Source organism: Sulfuriflexus mobilis, assembly GCF_003967195.1.
Taxonomy (GTDB): Bacteria; Pseudomonadota; Gammaproteobacteria; order AKS1; family AKS1; genus Sulfuriflexus; species Sulfuriflexus mobilis.
Genome location: NZ_AP018725.1, coordinates 309440 through 329244, shown reverse-complemented (window position 1 = coordinate 329244; position 19805 = coordinate 309440). Strand labels below are relative to the sequence as shown.

The 19805-nt window shown below is 53.7% G+C and carries 14 protein-coding genes and 1 riboswitch; of the genes, 5 read left to right on the top strand and 9 right to left on the bottom strand.

What is annotated here, in order from left to right; translation table 11 throughout:
* Positions 1-7: 7 nt before the first annotated feature.
* A complete protein-coding gene (gene tkt, locus EL386_RS01645) occupies positions 8-2005 on the bottom strand; it encodes a transketolase (protein WP_126452642.1) in 1998 nt (665 codons plus the stop codon).
* A gap of 586 nt (positions 2006-2591) precedes the next feature.
* Here tkt and EL386_RS01640 point away from each other — a divergent pair.
* The 5 genes from EL386_RS01640 to EL386_RS01620 all read left to right on the top strand — a co-directional run bounded on the left by EL386_RS01640 (position 2592) and on the right by EL386_RS01620 (position 8278).
* Positions 2592-3425, top strand: a complete 834-nt coding sequence (locus EL386_RS01640; RefSeq protein ID WP_126452641.1) for a phosphate/phosphite/phosphonate ABC transporter substrate-binding protein — start codon at positions 2592-2594, stop codon at positions 3423-3425.
* Between the two features lie 392 nt (positions 3426-3817).
* A complete protein-coding gene (gene metK / locus EL386_RS01635; protein ID WP_126452639.1) occupies positions 3818-4975 on the top strand; it encodes a methionine adenosyltransferase in 1158 nt (385 codons plus the stop codon).
* Between the two features lie 23 nt (positions 4976-4998).
* Positions 4999-5075, top strand: a riboswitch (S-adenosyl-L-homocysteine riboswitch).
* Between the two features lie 22 nt (positions 5076-5097).
* Positions 5098-6519 carry an adenosylhomocysteinase gene (gene ahcY / locus EL386_RS01630; RefSeq protein ID WP_126452637.1) on the top strand — a complete coding sequence of 474 codons (1422 nt, stop codon included), beginning with the start codon at positions 5098-5100 and terminating at the stop codon, positions 6517-6519.
* A gap of 65 nt (positions 6520-6584) precedes the next feature.
* Entirely contained in the window at positions 6585-7427 is an 843-nt protein-coding gene (gene metF, locus EL386_RS01625; protein WP_126452635.1) for a methylenetetrahydrofolate reductase [NAD(P)H], read from the top strand.
* A gap of 26 nt (positions 7428-7453) precedes the next feature.
* Complete coding sequence (locus EL386_RS01620) at positions 7454-8278, top strand: 16S rRNA (uracil(1498)-N(3))-methyltransferase (RefSeq protein WP_232020227.1); 825 nt, start codon at positions 7454-7456, stop codon at positions 8276-8278.
* Positions 8279-8305: 27 nt separating this feature from the next.
* Here the strand turns inward: EL386_RS01620 and EL386_RS01615 are convergent, their stop codons facing one another.
* The 8 genes from EL386_RS01615 to EL386_RS01580 form a co-directional block, all read right to left on the bottom strand.
* Positions 8306-8824 (bottom strand): chemotaxis protein CheW, encoded by a 519-nt coding sequence (locus EL386_RS01615; RefSeq protein WP_126452633.1) that lies wholly within the window; start codon positions 8822-8824, stop codon positions 8306-8308.
* Positions 8825-8859: 35 nt separating this feature from the next.
* Positions 8860-10059: a chemotaxis protein CheB gene (locus tag EL386_RS01610; protein WP_126452631.1), complete on the bottom strand. Its 1200-nt coding sequence runs from the start codon at positions 10057-10059 to the stop codon at positions 8860-8862.
* Positions 10046-15403, bottom strand: a complete 5358-nt coding sequence (locus EL386_RS01605; protein ID WP_126452629.1) for a hybrid sensor histidine kinase/response regulator — start codon at positions 15401-15403, stop codon at positions 10046-10048. Before EL386_RS01605 ends, EL386_RS01610 begins: the two co-directional genes overlap by 14 nt.
* Positions 15404-15425: 22 nt before the next feature.
* Positions 15426-16298 carry a CheR family methyltransferase gene (locus EL386_RS01600; RefSeq protein WP_197722129.1) on the bottom strand — a complete coding sequence of 291 codons (873 nt, stop codon included), beginning with the start codon at positions 16296-16298 and terminating at the stop codon, positions 15426-15428.
* 41 nt (positions 16299-16339) lie between these two features.
* Positions 16340-18367, bottom strand: a complete 2028-nt coding sequence (locus tag EL386_RS01595; RefSeq protein WP_126452625.1) for a methyl-accepting chemotaxis protein — start codon at positions 18365-18367, stop codon at positions 16340-16342.
* Between the two features lie 83 nt (positions 18368-18450).
* Positions 18451-18996 (bottom strand): chemotaxis protein CheW, encoded by a 546-nt coding sequence (locus EL386_RS01590; protein ID WP_126452623.1) that lies wholly within the window; start codon positions 18994-18996, stop codon positions 18451-18453.
* 11 nt (positions 18997-19007) lie between these two features.
* Entirely contained in the window at positions 19008-19373 is a 366-nt protein-coding gene (gene pilH, locus EL386_RS01585; protein WP_126452621.1) for a twitching motility response regulator PilH, read from the bottom strand.
* Between the two features lie 60 nt (positions 19374-19433).
* On the bottom strand, positions 19434-19796 hold the full coding sequence (locus EL386_RS01580; RefSeq protein ID WP_126457186.1) for a response regulator: 363 nt from the start codon (positions 19794-19796) through the stop codon (positions 19434-19436).
* Positions 19797-19805: the final 9 nt, after the last annotated feature.

Below are 19805 nucleotides of genomic sequence, written 5' to 3'. Positions count from 1 at the left end.
ATAAAAATTAAAGAACAGACTCAACGGCCTTCACCACGTTTTCAACGGTGAAGCCAAATTCCTTGAACAGCTGGTCAGCCGGTGCTGATTCACCAAAGCGGTCGATACCGACAACCTTGCCGTTCAGGCCAACATACTTGTACCAGCCTTCTGTTACGGCTGCTTCAACCGCTACACGGGCAGTGACAGCAGCCGGCAACACAGATTCTTTGTAGGCGGCATCCTGCGCCTCAAAAACATTGGTAGATGGCATGGAAACAACACGGATGTTTTTGCCGCTGAGTGCTTCGGCAGCACCTGTCGCCAGGGCAACTTCCGAACCGGTGGCGATGATGATCGCATCCGGTGTGCCGTTACAATCCTTGAGGATGTAGCCGCCCTTCTTGATGGCTTCAATCTGATCCGCTGTACGTGTCTGATGTGGCAGACCCTGGCGCGAGAAGATCAGGCATGAAGGACCATCGTTACGTTCAATCGCCTGTTGCCAGCTGACAGCAGACTCAACGGCATCACAGGCACGCCAGACATGCATGTTAGGGATCATACGCAGAGTTGGAATCTGCTCAACGGCCTGGTGGGTCGGGCCATCTTCTCCCAGACCGATCGAGTCATGGGTAAATACGAAGATGCTGCGGATCTTCATCAGTGCCGACATGCGGATCGCATTACGTGCATACTCAGAGAACATCAGGAAGGTCGCGCCAAACGGGATCAGACCACCGTGCAGGGCGATACCGTTCATGATCGCAGACATACCGAATTCACGTACACCGTAATTGACGTAGTTAGCCACTTCGTTGCTGATCATCGGTTTGTAACCAGACCACTCGGTCAGGTTTGAACAACCGAGGTCGGCCGAACCACCGAACAGTTCAGGCGCCATGGGTGAATACGCCTCGATAGCGGCCAGTGAGGCCTGGCGTGTCGCCGGGCTCTTGGCCTCGGCGTTGACAGAGGCAATGAACTCGGCAGACTTGGCCGCCCAGTCCGCAGGCAGGTCACCGGCCATACGGCGTTCATATTCAGCGGCCAGTTCCGGGTAGGCGGCCTTGTAGGCAGCGAATTTTTTATTCCAGGCGGCCTCTGCGGCGGCGCCTTTTTCTTTCGCATCCCAGCCATGGTAAATATCGGCAGGCACTTCGAAAGGACCATGATCCCAACCGAGGGCGGCCTTGGTTAGGTTGATCTCTTCTTCACCCAGCGGCGCACCGTGACAGGCGTGGCTACCGGCCTTGTTCGGTGAACCAAAACCGATGGTCGTCTTACAACAAATCATGGTCGGCTTGTCGGTCATGGCCTTGGCGGTCTCAACGGCCTTCAGCAGGGCCTCCGGATCATGTCCGTCGACATCGGCAATCACGTGCCAGCCATAAGACTCGAAACGCTTTGGTGTGTCATCGGTAAACCAGCCTTCGACGTGACCATCGATGGAGATACCATTGTCATCCCAGAAGGCGATCAACTTGCCAAGATTCAGGGTACCGGCCAATGAACAGGCCTCGTGAGAGATCCCTTCCATCAGACAGCCATCACCCAGGAACACATAGGTGTGGTGGTCAACAATGTTGTGACCCTTCTGGTTGAACTGGCCGGCCAGTGCCTTTTCAGCAATCGCCATACCGACAGCATTGGTAATACCCTGGCCAAGTGGACCGGTAGTGGTTTCAACACCCGGGGCATAACCGTATTCCGGATGACCCGGTGTCTTTGAATGCAGCTGACGGAAGTTCTTCAGATCATCCATGCTCAGGTCATAGCCGGTCAGGTGCAACAGTGAGTAGATCAGCATGGAGCCGTGACCGTTCGACAGGACGAAGCGATCGCGATTCGCCCATTTCGGATTGCTCGGGTTGTGCTGCATGTGGTCGTTCCATAGCACTTCGGCAATATCGGCCATACCCATCGGTGCACCCGGGTGACCTGACTTTGCTTTCTGTACGGCATCCATGCTCAGTGCACGAACAGCATTCGCAAGTTCGCGACGGCGAGGTGAATTTGATGACATACCAGAGTCCTCTCTTTAAAAGTTAAAATTGCAAAAAACGGTTATCCCCTGATGCACCCTGCGCGGGTTCATCACGGGTTAAAAAAACGATTCTCCTCCTGGCCAGCTGCCACCCCTATTGATGCGGGGGTAATAACCTCCCCGACGCCCAACACGGGACGTCCTGAGTGGACTGAACATGGGGTGCTCTCGGGTCCCCCCCATGGGGCTGGTGCTACGGATTTTTAGACCCGTCGGCCGGAGTTAAGGGGCGTATTCTCGCCTACCTGCCCGTGCGGGGCAATACTCGAAGCAAAATAAGTCCTGGGCTGGGGGGGGCATTATTATATTTTTCAAAGAGTTATAAGGCGCATATCAATGGCCATATAAATAGATATGATAGAAAGGCTTCCCCGAACGGCCCGGGCAGGGCCTAAATTACCGCCACATCAGTGAGATCATGAAGAAACCTGCCTAAAATCTTGATTTTACCTTGCAACACAGGGGGTTTGGTGGCTACACTTTTCGGACAAAGTAATAAACCTATTCTCATTGCGGATGGTTGGGGTAACCTCCGCGAGACACAACAGGGCCAACGTAAAAAATCATGAATAATCCTTTATTTTCAGTTTGTTATAAAACAAAAAAACACTGGCTACGCAATCTGATTATTGTTCTCGGGCTCGGGCTGTTCCCCCCCCTCGGTCAGGCAGCCGAGTATAATTTCGTCGTCCAGCCGATCCTGCCACCGGAACAGACAAAAGAGGCCTTCCAGCCTCTAACGGACTACCTCTCCCAGCAAACCGGGCACGATATTAAGCTCATCACCGCCATCAATTTCCTCAGTTACTGGGAAACCATGAAAAAAAATACCCGGTATGACCTTATCCTCGATGCCGCTCACCTGACGGACTATCGCGCCAAACGTATGGCCTACAAAATACTGGCCAAGCGTGCCGATGCCGTTTCCTACACCCTGGTGACAGGTGAAGGTGCCGACATCCTCGACCCGGAAGAACTCATCGGCAAATCCATTGCCTCGATCGGCTCCCCCAGTCTCGGCATGCTGCGCGTCGAGGAGATGTTCCCCAACCCGCTGCGCCAGCCGGTCATCGTCGAGGTCAATAATTCAGTGGACTCCATCAAGAAAGTCATTGAGGGCAAGGCCATTGGTGCGATGGTGCCGACGCCACTGGTCGGACAATACCCGGAACTGGTGACGATTACCGTTACCGAACAGGTCCCGCATACGGCGATCTCGGCCTCCTCCAGGGTTCCCCAGGATGTCCAGAACGCGATCCGTAAAGCCCTGCTGGATGCCGATAAAACGCCTGAAGGACAAGCGATGCTGGAGGCGATTAACTTCCCCTCCTTCGAGGCCGCCACCCCTGAACAATATGCGGGTTATGCCTCTTTACTGGAAGGTATCTGGGGTTATTAGAACGACTGCAGCCACGCCCCCCTGAGCCTCACAGAAAAGGCACTGCCGCAGCAGCGCCTTTTTTGTCTTGACCCATTGAAAATGGGTGAGGCTGCCCTGACGCTGGAAGCGTAGGGTACTCACAATGAACCCGATAGGGTTCTGTGAGCCTCGAGCAATAACACCATACTCAGGTAATCATTCTTACATTTATTAAGTAACAAAAAGTCACAATCCAAATTGCTATCCTCTTTGACTTCTCTATCAATCCCCCTATAATCACTGCCACGACAGCGCCGATTTGAATTCAGATTGCGGGCGCTTAATAAATACGGCTAAAGCGAGGAAGAGATCCAGTTCCCGAACCCGCTTTAGTCCAGCTAAAGCGGGTTTTTTTACGAGGAAATAACAGTATGAGCGAACATCTCTTCACCTCCGAATCAGTTTCAGAAGGCCATCCGGATAAAGTCGCCGATCAGATCTCAGACGCCATTCTCGACGCGATTCTCGAGCAAGATACCAAGGCACGTGTCGCCTGCGAAACCATGGTCACTACCGGTATGGTCATGATCGCCGGCGAAATCACCACCAGCGCCTGGGTCGACATGACCGAAACCGCGCGCGGTGTGATTAAGGAAATTGGCTATAACAGTTCAGACATGGGCTTCGACTGGGAGTCCTGCGCGGTTCTGACATCGATTGATAAACAATCCGCCGACATCGCCATGGGCGTAGACGAATCAGAAGATCACGAACAGGGTGCCGGCGACCAGGGCATGATGTTTGGCTATGCCAGTAACGAAACCGACGTACTGATGCCGGCACCGATCACCTATTCACACCGTCTGGTACGTCGCCAGGCCGAGGTGCGTAAAAAAGGTGTATTGCCGTGGTTACGCCCGGATGCCAAAAGCCAGGTGACCTTCCGTTATGAAGACGGTAAACCTGTTGCCATTGACGCCGTCGTGCTCTCCACCCAGCATACTGAAGAGGTCAGCCTGAGTGCCCTGCAGGAAGCGATCATGGAAGAAGTTATCAAGCCCGTGCTGCCGGCGGAGTGGCTGCATGCCGATACCAAATACCATATTAATCCTACGGGTCGTTTTGTGATTGGTGGCCCAGTCGGTGACTGTGGCCTGACTGGTCGCAAGATCATCGTCGATACCTATGGCGGCATGGCCCGTCATGGTGGTGGCGCCTTCTCCGGTAAAGACCCAAGCAAGGTAGACCGTTCAGCCGCCTATGCAACCCGTTACGTGGCCAAAAATATCGTTGCCGCCGGCATTGCCGAACGCTGTGAAATCCAGGTCTCATACGCTATTGGCGTTGCCCAGCCTACCTCGGTACGTGTTGAGACCTTTGGTACCGGTAAGATCAGTGAAGAACGTATTATCGATTTAATTGCGGCGCATTTTGACCTACGTGCCGGTGGTCTGGTGAAAATGCTGGATCTTTTACAACCTATTTACCGTAAAACGGCCGCCTATGGCCACTTTGGTCGTGATGATCTCGACCTGCCATGGGAACGCACCGACAAGGCTGCCGCCTTGAAAGAGGCAGCCGGTCTGTAAATAGGCTATTCTCCTATACCCGTTGACCCGAGGGACGCTGCAGCGAGACAAACTCGCCAGGCTCGGGTTGACGGTTTTCGTAAAACGGCGTCCACCGACTTTGATCCTTGAAGGAGGTAGACATGAACGCAGTCGTTGATCCAAATTTTACCGATTATAAAGTGGCCGATATTGGCCTGGCCGAATGGGGCCACAAAGAAATTGCTATTGCCGAAACTGAGATGCCCGGTCTGATGGCCTTGCGCGAAGAGTTTGGTAAAGAACAACCTCTCGCAGGCTGCCGTATCATGGGCAGTATCCATATGACAATCCAGACCGCTGTCCTCATTGAGACGCTGGTAGCGCTCGGTGCCGAGGTACGCTGGGTGTCCTGTAACATCTTCTCCACACAGGACCATGCCGCCGCCGCTATTGCTGCACAGGGTATCCCTGTGTTTGCCTGGAAAGGTGAAACCATTGAAGAATACTGGTGGTGTACGGAACAAGCCCTAACCTGGCCTGATGGCAAACTACCGAACATGATCCTTGATGATGGTGGTGATGCGACTTTACTCGTGCACAAAGGTGTTGAATTTGAAAAAGCCGGCGCCATCCCCGCAACCAAAGATAGTGATAACGAAGAATACAAAGCTATTCTTGATGTATTACGTCGTACTATTTCAGAGGGTTCAACACACTGGCAAGATACGGCCGCCAGCATTAAGGGTGTAACCGAAGAAACTACTACCGGTGTCCACCGTTTATATGAAATGCAGGAAAAAGGTCAGTTACTTTTCCCTGCAATGAACGTAAACGACTCTGCAACCAAATCTAAATTCGATAACCTGTACGGTTGTCGTGAATCTTTAATCGATTCAATCAAACGAGCAACCGACGTAATGATTGCCGGAAAAATCGCAGTTGTTTTAGGTTACGGTGATGTTGGTAAAGGCTGTGCCCAGGCATTCAAAGGCATGGGTGCAACTGTTTGGGTTACAGAAATTGACCCAATCTGTGCATTACAGGCTGCAATGGAAGGCCACCGCGTCGTTGATATGAATGAAGCGTGTTCACAAGGTGATATCTTTGTTACCACCACCGGAAACATGAACGTTATCAATCATGACCATATGGTCAAGATGAAGAACGAAGCCATTGTCTGTAACATCGGGCACTTCGATTCTGAAATCGACATCGCATCACTTGCAAAATACGAATGGTCTGAAATAAAACCACAAGTTGATCACGTTATCTTCCCTGATGGCAAGAAGATCATCATCCTCGCCAAGGGTCGCCTGGTTAACCTGGGTTGTGCAACAGGCCACCCAAGTTTCGTCATGTCCGCATCATTTACCAATCAGGTAATGGCACAAATTGAATTTTACAAAAATTCTGAGAACTACGAGAATAAAGTTTATATTCTTCCAAAAATTCTTGATGAAAAAGTGGCACGTTTGCACTTGCAAAAAGTTGGCGCACATTTAAGCGCCTTAACTAAAGAGCAAGCTGATTATATTAATGTTTCGATTGAAGGTCCTTTCAAACCCGAACATTACCGCTACTAAAGATGAGGAGTAAGGTGTGAGTCAATTATTCTCACGCCTTACTCCCCACATCTGGCACTGAAAACATGCGTAACACAGAAAACAAACAAACATTCAGCTGTGAGTTTTTTCCTCCCAAGACAGAACAGGGAAGAGAAAATCTTGACGCTACACTGACTGAGTTCAAGTCGATTGATTTCAGTTATATCTCCTGCACCTATGGTGCGGGTGGCACCACCCAGGAAGGCACCTTCGACACGATTCAGCAGATCATGCGCCATGGCTTCGCCGCCGCACCGCACATCACCTGCATCGGTTCGACCCGTGAAAAGATCGCCGGCCTGCTGAAACAATACATGGACGCGGGTGTTTCGCGTATTGTCGCCCTACGTGGCGACCTGCCAGAGGGCATGGATGACCCCGGTGAATTCCATTATGCCAATGAACTGATTGAGTTCATTCGTAACGAGACCGGTGAGCATTTTCATATCGAGATCGCCGCTTACCCGGAAATGCATCCTCAGTCGGCCTGCATGCAGGATGATTTACTGCACTTTGCAAACAAGGCCGCGGCCGGTGCCAATGCCGCGATCACCCAGTATTTCTACAATGCCGATGCCTGGGCACGCTTTGTCGAGGATAGTGAGCGCCTCGGCGTAACGATCCCGATCATCCCGGGCATATATCCCATTACCAACTACAAGCAGCTGGCACGTTTCTCCGCCGGCTGTGGTGCCGAAATCCCGCGATGGATCCGCACACGCCTCGAAGGCTATGGTGACGATCTGGATTCGATTCGTGACTTTGGTTTTGATGTCTCCCTGCAATTGTGTGAACAGTTACTCGATGCCGGGGCACCAGGCCTGCACTTTTACTCCATGAACCGGGCCGAACCGACCGTTGGTCTGCTCAAGGAGCTCGGGATTTAACATTGATGCTTTATGATTGCGGATTGATGACCGGAAAACAATTGTCACACCGCAAGCCGTTCTCGGCCATCCATGGCCTACACGGCATAAGTACATCCATGTACAAATCATCAATCTCTATGAGAATCTCCCGCCTCTTTCTTGATACCCCGTTACAAACGGGTGACACCGTTTCATTAGAGGGTGAACGGCTCAATTATGTTGCACGCGTCCTGCGCCTTAAGCCCGGGGTAGCCCTTTCCGTCTTCAACGGACACGGCGGCGAGTATTCGGCACAACTGCAGACTGTTAGCAAACGTGGTGCCAATTTACTTATTGGCGCATTTACTGACCATGATTGCGAGTCGCCTCTCAACCTGACGCTGGTACAGGGTATCTCTCGTGGCGAGCGCATGGACTACACGATTCAGAAGGCTACTGAACTCGGCATTACACGCATCATCCCGGTATTCAGCCAGCGCAGTATGGTGTCACTGGATGGTGAGCGACTTGAGAAACGCCAGCAACACTGGCAAGGCGTGATTCGCAGTGCCTGTGAACAGTGCGGGCGTAATCGTGTGCCCGTGCTTGACGCCGCCCTCGACCTGCCCGAATACCTGGAACAGGATGTCACGGCAACAAAACTCCTGCTGGACCCGCTGGCCAGGGATAGTCTGAATGCCATGTCGGCACCCGCTAACAATATCTGCTTACTGATTGGCCCGGAGGGCGGACTCGATACGCACGAACGGCAACTGGCACATGCGCACGGTTACAGCAGTATTCGTCTCGGTCCGCGTGTATTACGTACGGAGACGGCCGCTGTCGCCTGTATCGCGGCAATGCAGGCGCTGTGGGGGGATTTGCGCTAGGAGGATTTACGCAAAATACACACCGACTTATTTCTTTTTGTTCTTTGTCTTATTTTTTTCTGGCTCACCGGCAAAGACGGCCGCGACCAGGCGCTCGACCTCTTCAAGTGCCGGGATAATCGCCGCGCTACCCGCCACCATCACATGACAGGCCACCACCGGGCTGGCCTCACCACTGTCCTCCACCACACTGATCGTAGTCTCGTCGATCTGCATCAGCTGCGGGATGGTCTGGGTGGGTATGGCAATAAAGGGGACACCCGGGGCACCCTTGGCGACATTTAGTACGGCCAGACGCGCACGTGAAGCCGACGCTTCATACTTGCCACCCGCCATGCGCTCAAAGGCAACCACCGGTACTGACAGGCCACGCCAGGCCACCATGCCCAGCAGCCAGTCCGGGGCATCCTCCACCGAGGACGCCTGTATATCCGCCTGGCTGAAGTCGATGATCTCGGCAATGGTCGTATTCGGCAGGACCAGTCGTTCATCCGTTAACGGCACAAGCTGGCTGGCGATGATCGAGGCTGCATGTGTTTGTGTCATGGTCAAACTCCCGGGCCGCCCACGGCAATCCCTGTTTATTTCGTATGTGTCTCAAAATATTTACTGATGTGTCCGGCCAATTGTTCTGGTTCACCGCTAAAACTTACGATACCGGCACGTCGGGAGGAGTCCGGCATGCTACTCACCACGCAACTCCCGGCATCCTGGGCCCAGACCTTACCGCCCCGCGAGGCAATCAACTGCGCGCCGCGCACGCCGTCATTACCCATGCCACTAAAGACGATGGTACTGGTGCGTGAACCGTAACGCATCGAGATATCCGTCATCACGGTATCAATTGACGGGGTATAGATGCTCTTGAATTCCATCGGCTTGAGCCGGATATAGCCCTCGGCGTCAATCGTTACACGCTCAGAGGTAGGCGCGACCACAACCTCGTTATGACGCAATAAATGCCCGTCTGTGGCGACCATCACCTTCAGGCGCGTAATCTGATCAAGTTGCTTGGCCAGCAGGGAAACAAAATTGCTGCCAATATGCTGGGCCAGCACGAAGGCCACCGGCATGTCTGACTTGATTGCCGCGAGAAAGCGTTTCACCATCTGTGGTCCGCCAATCGAGGCACCGATCACCCAGACATTGCGTGCAGAAATACCCGTCCTGGTTTTGCTTTTTGGTGCGGCCTTGTTCGACGCATCGGCTTCCTTACTGGCCAGTACCAGCGCCTGTCTCTTAAGGGTCTCAAGATGCTCCGCCTCGGCCAGATATCCCGCTGCGTCGCTATCTTCATCGGCTATAACAGGTTGCAGAGACTTTTGTTTTAGTGGCTCAGCAGCAGATACCTGGTCAGCTCCGGGCTTGCGCCGGCCACTGACCTGCAAGACCGCTGCCTCAACCACCTTCTCAACCGATTCACCCACCATATCATTGAGTTTACGCGCCAGATTGCGGCCCCAGTCACCACCGACCTGAGCAGCATACATGCGTGTCGAATTCGCATCGTTAAACAGGGTTGGCAGGGGACTTTCGAAGAGCTCATCGAAAAAATCCCGATCGTGTTCCACCGCATCATCGAGGTCGACCAGCAAGACATCGGCATCCTCAACACTCAGACGACGTATCGTCTCGGCGCTGAGTACATGATTCTCGACTACTTGCATACCGGTCTTCTCGAGCAGGCTCTTGAGATTCGCGCGCTGGATATCGGAGTCTGAAAGGAGTGCCACACGTAGCTGACTTGTTTCGACAGGCGAGCTCATTTCAGCGTGACGCATTCAACGTCTCTTTAATATTCTGTAATAAATCCGCTTCCTGGAAAGGCTTGCCGAGGTAACAATTTACACCGATATCCATGGCGCGCTGACGATGCTTGTCACCGGTACGCGAGGTGATCATGATAATCGGAATATTCTTCAGCATTTCATCATTGCGAATATGTGTGGCCAGCTCGTAACCATCCATTCGCGGCATCTCGATATCAAGCAGAAAGATATCGGGTATCTGTTCCTGTAATACGGCCACCGCATCAACACCGTCTTTCGCTGTGATCACGTGCATATTGTTGCGCTCCAGCAGGCGTGTGGTGACCTTACGTACGGTAATCGAGTCATCCACGACCATTACTGTCAGCGGACGGTTGGCGGCGACCGGCGGCCTGCCTGCCTCGTCTGTAACCGCCTCGGTTTGCAGAACGGGACGTGCCACATCCATATAGACGAGCGCGGAGATATCCAGGATCAGGGCAACACGGCCATCGGCAAGGATGGTCGCACCGGATATGGCCTGCACAGTACTGATTTGTGGGCCAACTGGTTTCACGACGATTTCGCGACTGCCACGCAGGCCCTCGACCTGCAGGGCAATACGATGGTCACCGGCACGGGCCAGCAATACCGGCAACTTGCCGCCAGGCCCCGGCAAGAGCGGCTGATTCAATCCCAGCTGGCTGCCCAGGTGCATAAAGCGATAATCATTACCGCCGTAGCTGTAACGCGCATCCTTGCTGGAATAGAACGACTCGAGTTGTTCGTGGCCGACACGTACCACACCTTCAATTGAAGAAAGCGGGATGGCATAGATGTCTTCACCGACATTCACCAGCAAGGCCTTATTCACTGAAAGGGTCAGTGGCAGGCGAACCGTGAAGCGACTGCCCTGCCCCTGCACGGTATCAATTTGCAGGCTGCCACCAAGCTGCTTGATCTCACTGTTGACGACATCCATGCCGACACCACGCCCGGATATCTGGGTGACCTTCTGTGCAGTACTGAAACCGGACTCGAGGATAAAGCGCAGGACCTCCTTATCGGTCAGGTCTGAGCCCTCCTTCATTAGTCCGCGCTCAAGGGCCTTGTTACGAATCGCAGCCAGGTCAATACCCTGACCATCATCACTGATGCGGATCACTATCTCAGTACCTTCACGACTGATACCGATATGGATTGTCCCGGTCTCCGGCTTGCCGGCCTTCTTGCGCTTTGCCCTGGTTTCCATACCGTGATCCACGGCATTACGCAGCATATGTTCGAGCGGCGGCAAGACACGGTCGAGTACGTTACGATCCAGCTCGCCTTCTTCTCCCGTAACCACCAGATTAACGTCTTTCTTTACCTCGCTGCCGGTCTGGCGTACCAGGCGGCGTAGCCGCGGCAGGTGCAGGCTGAACGGTACCATGCGTGTACGCATGAGGCCTTCCTGCAATTCGGTATTGATACGTGACTGCTGCAACAGCAAGGTTTCACTCTCGCGGGTCTGGTTATCAAGCAGGCCCTGAATACTGCTCAGGTCGTTCAATGATTCGAGCAATGCGCGTGACAACTGCTGCATGTTGGAAAACCGGTCCATCTCCAGGGGGTCAAAATCTTCGTCGTATTCAGTACCCGACTCTTCAAAGCGGTACATGATCTGCGCCTCGGTCTCAATCTCGAAGCGGCGCATCTGCTCGCGTAAGCGTGAAATGGTTTGTTCCATTTCTGTCAGGTTGAAACGAAAGCTGCCCACCTGCTGCTCAATACGGGAGCGGTAAATACTGACCTCACCGGCAAAGTTCACCAACTCATCCAGCAGGTCCGCCCGGACACGTATCTGCTCGTGCTGTATGCGACCACGCTGCTGACGTTCAACCGGTTCCGCCTCCGTCTCCGACGGCTCGGGCAGCGGCGGCATGATGACAATTTCTTCTTCAACAACGGCAGCGGCCTCGCGGGCAAGCGGTTCAGCCGCTGTCTCAATCGCTTCCTTGACCACCTCGTCCCCGGCGCTGATCTCTGCAAGCACCGGTTTACTCACCTCAGGTTCTTCAATCGGTGCCTCAGCCTCTTCCAGATCGTCCAACGTCTGGCCTGCAGTCAAGGCCTCCAGTTTCGCCACCAGAGCCTCTTCACTTTGCAGCGGTCGGTTATCACGTACCTGCTCGAGCATGGTGACCAGCTTGTCATGCGACTGCTGGATCAGGTCAAACATCTTCTTCGAGACCGGCACACGCCCCTCGGTGATGGCAATGATCATGGTCTCCAGGCCATGACTCAGGTCACCCATAGGCACAATACCGGCCATACGTGCACCACCCTTGAGGGTATGTATCTCGCGCTGCAGCTGTTCAACCAACCCCTGATCGTCCTGCCGGTTAATCCAGTTTTGCAGGGTTATCTCACTGGCATCGAGTATCTCGACGCCTTCTTCAATAAAAATATCCAGCAGTTCTGCATCGAAGTCCTCATCGTCTGCTGCTGTAAGCGGTGAGGCAAACGATGCCATGCTCTCGGCAGGCCACTCCTCCCCGGCAGGACTCTCAGGTTCCAATGCCAGCTCCCGCTCATAGAGCACCCCGATTTTATCGAGCAGACTATCTTTATAATCGGTGCTGGATTCCGGATCCGCCAGTTGCCCCACTCGCTGGCGAATCGCCGTCGAGCATTCTGTCATGAGTTCGGTGGTTGTCTGATCGACAGCGCGGCCATTCACCTGTAACAACTTGATATATTTTTCAAGCAGGCTGCTAACCTCAGCAATATCGGTAATGGCGGCCATGTGCGCACTGCCGTGCAGGGTATGCACGGCACGCGCCACGTCATCATTGATACGGCAATGCTCGCCCTGGCTCTGGCAGAGTTCGATAAAGGCATCGATATCGCCAAGATGACGCTCGGATTCCTTGGTAAAGATTTCCAGCAGGACCGGCTCTATGCCCCGGGCCTCACCAACAACCGCCTCCGGCTCCTCACTCTTCACCGGCTGGCTGGCGGCAACACTTTCCCTACTGGCAATCACGCCCGGGCCTTCACCTTCTGCCGGGACCTTCATATCACCGGTTTCAACACGCGGCAGGCTGCCCCGCTTGCTCATGACATGGGCCGCATCCTGCAGGCCTTCAATATCCGAGCTTGGTGCCGACCCGCCGCGGAACTGTTCAACCAGTTCCGGTAACACCACCAGACCCTGGTCAATCAGTTGTAGCGCCTCATTACTCGAAGGGATGGTCTTGTCAATAATCCGGTTGAGCAGGTTCTCAAAGGCCCAGGCAAACTCACCGATGTTTGTTGCCCCAACCATACGCCCACTCCCCTTCAGGGTGTGGAAGGAACGCCGAACCGTTGTCAGTGCGTCTTTATCGTCAGGGTTCTGTTTCCAACGGGGGAAGTACTCAGCCAGGGTGGCCATTTCCTCGGCGGCCTCTTCGAGGAAGATATCGATGATCTCGTCATCCAGCTCATCTTCCTCCAGTCCACCTGCCGGTGTTGCCGGGCTTGCCGGTGTCGCCTGATCAGGTTCGGCCGCTACCTGCGCTGCCATCCCTCCAGGTATTGTCGCTGCATCCGCATCAGGCAACACGGGTAATTCAGATTCAGTCGTGGCGAGCCGTGGCTCGTCAGTGGATACCTCGCCAACCGGATAGCCAAGTTTGTTGACCCGGTCGCGGGCAATCTCGAGGATCGCGTCGCAGTCACTGCGTTTTTCTTCCAGTGCCTCGAGGTAATATTCTATACTGGTAATCGCATCGGCCAGGGTATCCAGCGTCGCCTGGTTCGGGATGTTGTGATTATCAATCAGTTCCCTACTGATATAGTCATTGCAGGCCGACAATAACTCTGCGGCATCATCCAGTGACAGCATCGACATACTGCCGCGCACCTGGCGGTTCAGCTGCGGTACATCGAGCAAAAGCTCATGCTCCCAGGGCGAACTAATAAAGGAGACAATGGCATCTTTGACGCGGGCCATATCCGTCTTGGCCTCGGCGATCACCGCCTTGAGCAATTCCTGCTGATCACTCTCCTGTAACAAAGTGGCGTTAACGGGTTTCCCTGTCTCTTCGACCTCTTCACCCTGCAGGCGCTTGAGTCCCTGCAATACCGCACTTCCCTGCGCCTCGCCGCTACTACCACCTTGCTTGAGTTCACTGAGACTGGATTCGATGAAAATAAAGCCACTGGCCATTTCCATAAAGGCATTGTCATCCGGTGGCAGCTTGCCTTCGATCATGTCACCGACAATAGCGGCCTGTTCCACGACCACGTTACGTTGCGTACCCAGGCCCAGCATACCCAGCGTATCGGCGATTTTTTTCAGGCCATCTGCCACCGGTTGCAGTGTGGCAAGGTCACGTGACTCGGAGCGCATGAACAGATCGATATCATCTTTGATCCGGGTCAGGTCCTCGTGTACGACAGTGGCAACCGTCTCCAGCACCCCGAGGTTAACGCCGCCGAGGCCAGCCTCTTTTTCATCCTCTGTAACGGTAGCAGACAACATTTCATCAAGCCTGAAGGCCTGCCGCACGGCGTTAACTATCGGCCCCCGACTTTTTGCATTGGCCACGTAAAACAACAGATTCTTGATTAGCTCAACCTGTGATTGATTGACCAGTGCCGCCTCACCCGCATCAATAAGGCCCTTGATTTTCCGGTCTACCTGTCCGAGTAATAACTTTGTCGAAACACTGGCTGCCAGCCCTTCATCTTTAAGGGCCTCAATCAGACCCGCGGCCACCCAGAACAGCTGCCGGGGAACCGGTTCGCGCAGCGCACGACGTATTTCATGCACCACCTCGGCCAATTGCTGCAGGGCCTGTTCGACATTTCTATCCCGAAACCAGCTGACCAGCCCCATCTGGTAACGATGGCGTAATCTTTTTGCCAGTTCTGCAACATCTTCATCAACGGGACTGTCCACGGCAGGCGTGGCCACAGACAGGTTCGGAGAGAAAAAGGCACTTTCGGACAACAGGCTCTGACCACAGGTCGCACGCATGTCGTTAAGCAACGGCAACAGGGCAAGCGGTACATCCTTATTCCCGGCCTGCAAATGTTCCAGGTAATCAGGCAGCTGCAAGATCGCACGCATGAGGACCTCGTAGGCATCCTCTTTTTTGGCGATCTTCTTCTCCAGCAGAGCCCGGGCGATATGTTCCATTTCTTCAGCGACCATGACGGCGCCGTACAGCTCGACCATTTTCAGCGTACCGTGCACCTGGTGCAGATATGTGGCACAGAACTGCAACTGGGTCTCGTCATCCTTGTTCTCGACATAGGCCTCAAGTGCCTGCCGTGCCTGATTGAGGGTTTCATCGATCTCACCCTTCACCCAGTTCAGCGTATTGTAATTGTAGCTCTCAGCCATAATTTCTACTCACACCCGCTTTCTACATCGAGGTTAATCGACGAAAGGCCAGCGTATCGTTAAATTCTATCTTCTCGAGGCTGGGCAATTGCCAACCGAGAATTTCACCCGCGCCGAGGATCAATACACCACCGGGATGCAGGTGTTGCACCAAGCTATTCAGGATCTCAATACGTCGTTTACGATCAAAATAGATCAGCATGTTCTGGCAAAAAATAAGGTGCACTTTGCCCACTGGCGCATGCTCCATCTCCAGAACATTTAACTGCGCAAAACAGACGCGCTTGCGCAGGTCTTCATTGACCTCAAAATGCGTATCACTGACGCGATTGAAATATTTTTTGCGCAATACAGCATCGACATCACGCAACTTGCGACTGTGATAGACACCCTTACGCCCCGTTGCCAGTGCGGCCAGGCTGATATCCGACGCCGTGATACCAAAGTAATATTTGCAGTAATCCGTTTCCTGAAAGTGATCAAGCAGCATCGCCAGGCTGTAGGGCTCTTCGCCGGTAGCGCAACCCACACTCCAGCACTGGATGGTCTTTGGCGGTTCATCCTGCGACATCCATTCCGGCAGAATCAGTTCCCGCAACATGTCTATCGCGGCCATGTGCCGGAAAAATCGCGTTTCATGCACGGTCAGGCGATCTACCAGAACGGCCCACTCCATGACGCTCTCACGGCCACTCACGACATAATCATAGTAGGCCTGACAGTCGGTGAAACCGATCTCACGCATACGAATACCCAGGCTGGTCGTCAAAAATGAACGACGTTCATCTGGCAAAATCATACCTGTACGTGCTTCCAGCAGCGTCTTCCACTGCTGGTAATTCGTATCATCCATGCCGGACATGGAATCAAGACCAGACCACGCTGCATTCACCATGCTTGCCATCCGTCGTCGTTATAATCGCAGAATCTGCACCCTTAGCCCGGCAACTTGAAGCCGGATACTGAGCGCCGCAGTTCATTTGCCAACTCAGCCAGGTTACCAATCGAGGTAGCTGTCTCATTGGTACCTGCAGAAGTCTGCGTGGTAATTTCCTGAATCACGTTCATGGTCTCGGAAATACTTGTCGCCGCAGTGGATTGTTGATGCGCGGTATCAGAGATATTGTTAATCAGGTCAGCGAGCTGGCCGGACACATTCTCGATCTCTTCCAGGGCCTGACCGGCATCCTCGGCCAGCTTCGCACCGGAAACCACGTTAGCGGTACTGTGCTCCATGGAGATAACCGCCTCATTGGTATCGGTCTGAATAGTCTTCACCAGGGCCTCAATCTGCTTGGTCGCATTCGATGAACGTTCAGCGAGTCGCTGCACTTCATCGGCCACCACCGCAAAACCTCGGCCCTGTTCACCGGCCATGGCCGCCTGAATCGCCGCATTCAGCGCCAGGATATTGGTCTGGTCGGCAATGTCGTTAATCAGTTCAACGATGTCACCAATTTCCTGCGAGCTCTCACCGAGACGTTTGATGCGCTTTGAGGTTTCCTGAATCTGCTCACGAATCGTATCCATACCGCGAATATTATCCTGCACCGTGGTCGCGCCCTTACGCGCGGTTTCAACCGAGCGACGTGCCACCTCGGCAGACTCGGAGGCATTTCTCGATACGTCTTCAATCGATACCGCCATTTCGTTAATCGCGGTACTGGCACCGGTGATCTGCTGGGCCTGATGATCCGAAGCCTCGGCCAGATGCATGGCGGTTGCCTGGGTTTCCTGCGAGGCCGAAGATACCTGTACGGAGGCCTCGTTAATCGAGGTCACCAGGTTGCGCAAGGCGTCGGTGGTAAAGTTCACCGAGTCGGCGATAGCGCCGGTGATGTCTTCGGTCACTGTCGCCTGCACGGTCAGGTCACCGTCGGCGAGGTCAGCCATTTCATTCAGCAAGCGCATAATCGCTTCCTGGTTGCGTCGGGTCGTGGCCTCTGCAGCCGCCTGGCGACTCTTCGCATCCTGCGTATACAGGAAGACAAACAGGCCAGACAACACCAGTGTAAGAATACCGAACAGACCACCGGCAACCGGTGTAATGCGACCAGCGATGTAGGCGTTATAGTCATCAATCAGCGTTGTCAGGTTACCCAGTAATACACCGGATTTGAGAGAGGCCTGATCGGCGGCATCATGGACGAGGAACAATTCCGGCGAGGCCTCAAGGACCTTACCGACCAGGTCGGTGATAACCTTCAGCACCTCACCCACCTCGGTCAACTTGTCACGTGCATCCGGGTCATCAACCTGAACGATACGCAGGCGTCGATCCCCTTTCAGCATGCCACGGTGCACACGTCCAAACAGGGCGGTATCGCGACCAAAACGGTCGGCGGCAGTGGCGGCACCCTGACCACCCTGCACCACGCGGGTAACGTTGTTGGCAATACGCTGGGTTAACATGAGCTGGCGGCTGGCAATATAAATTTGCTGTGGCGCGGCACCGGTTTCAATCAGGATGCCCACCACCTCATCAGACAGGGCCAGCAGGTTGGGAATGTTATCGGAAATGGCCTGTACCGACTGCCCCAGGGAGAGGATGGCATCCTTACGTTGCAGGATGGCATCGATGTTGTCACGATACTCGGCCCAGGTACTGCCTACCGCATCGAGCTGCATACTAACGCTCTCCGGTGACTTGCCGAAGCCTGTTATCTGGTCACCAAGGCTCAGGGTATTAAAGCTCGTTTCAAATTCATTGCGCAGTTGTTGCAGTTGCGCAAAGGAATTCTCATCACCCTGTGAGGCCTCGATCGCGAAACGCGACATCGTTTGTGATAACACACGCTGCTCACCGGCATTCGTCAGATACTTGGCATCGTAACTGGTTTGCGTAGTGTTATAACCGAGAAAGCCTGCCATCAACACAAATGAAATGCCGATGCCTACCGCCAGGGCAGTGAGCTTGTAGGCCTTCAGTTTGCTAAAATCCAACACGTTCTTGACGTTCTTCATCTTGTTATCTCCTGAACTCCGGTAACTGCATTATTATTATCAAACCCCCGGTATCGTTGATGAGGGCCGGCAGTTAACCTGACTTACACTGCAACTTGTAAAAATAGCGGGCTTTTCGCCAACACATGCATACTGAATATTCCCCATTCCTGATCATCCTGTTGATAAGCGCCAGCGAGGTAACTTTTTATAAAGTTATCGACATCGGGTAATTTGCTCTTGCGCTCTTCATCCAGAAAATGTTTCAGGCCAAGCACTTCATCTACCAGCAGGCCTGAGAAGACCCCGCCGTGATTCACCACCAGCACCCGGCTCTGTGCCGTCAGCGGGCTGGGCTGTTTGGTCAGATAATCCTGCAGGTCCATAACCGGCAACAGGTTACCGCGTACATTGGCGATACCCCTCACCCAGGTTTTGGTACCCGGCACACGGGACATCGACGGGTAAGTCAGTAACTCAGCAACCTCATTCACCGGCGTCACCATTTTCAAGTTACCAATCCGGAAACCAATGGCCAATGAGGTGCTTTTCAGTTCTTCCTGCTGCGGCAGTCCTGTTGCATGTTCAAGACTACGACGCTCCAGTTCCCTTAACAGGGCAACAGGGTCTTTTTTCGCCGCGGCATTCATGATTATCTATATTAACCGGCCAACAGGGCGTTAATCTTCTCAATTAACATTTTTTCATCAACCGGCTTGGTCAGGTAGTCTTTGGCTCCCTGGCGCAAACCCCAGACACGGTCGGTCTCCTGATCCTTGGTGGTGACAATGATGACCGGGATATCCCTGGTCGCATCATTGCTGGAAATCTGGCGTGTTGCCTGAAAACCATTCATACCTGGCATGACGATATCCATCAGCACCAGGTCCGGTTTTTCGGCCACGGTCGCCTCCACCCCCTTCTCACCCGTCTCGGCAGAAAAGGTTTCAAAACCATGCTTTTCCAACATCGTCTTCAGGACATGGATCTCGGTAGGTGAGTCATCCACTATCAATATGCGTGCCATTCGGTTGTTCTCCTTACTCAACTTTCGCTGTTCGCCAAACACTAGTGGCGAGCAAAATAATTATGCGCGTGCCTCAATAACGTGCCGGGTGATCGCGCCCAGCAATTCGTCCTTGGTAAAAGGCTTGGTCAGGTACTGCTCAGAACCGACGATACGGCCCCGGGCCTTGTCGAACAAGCCGTCCTTGCTCGACAACATGATCACCGGGGTGGCCTTGAAATTCTGGTTATTCTTTATAAGCGCGCAGGTCTGGTAACCGTCCAGGCGCGGCATCATGATATCGACAAAAATGATGTCCGGGCGGTGATCGGCGATCTTGGCCAGGGCCTCGAAGCCGTCGGTGGCGGTAATAACCTCACAGCCGGCCTTTTTCAGCAGGGTCTCGGCAGTACGTCGGATAGTCTTGCTGTCATCAATCACCATGACATTTAG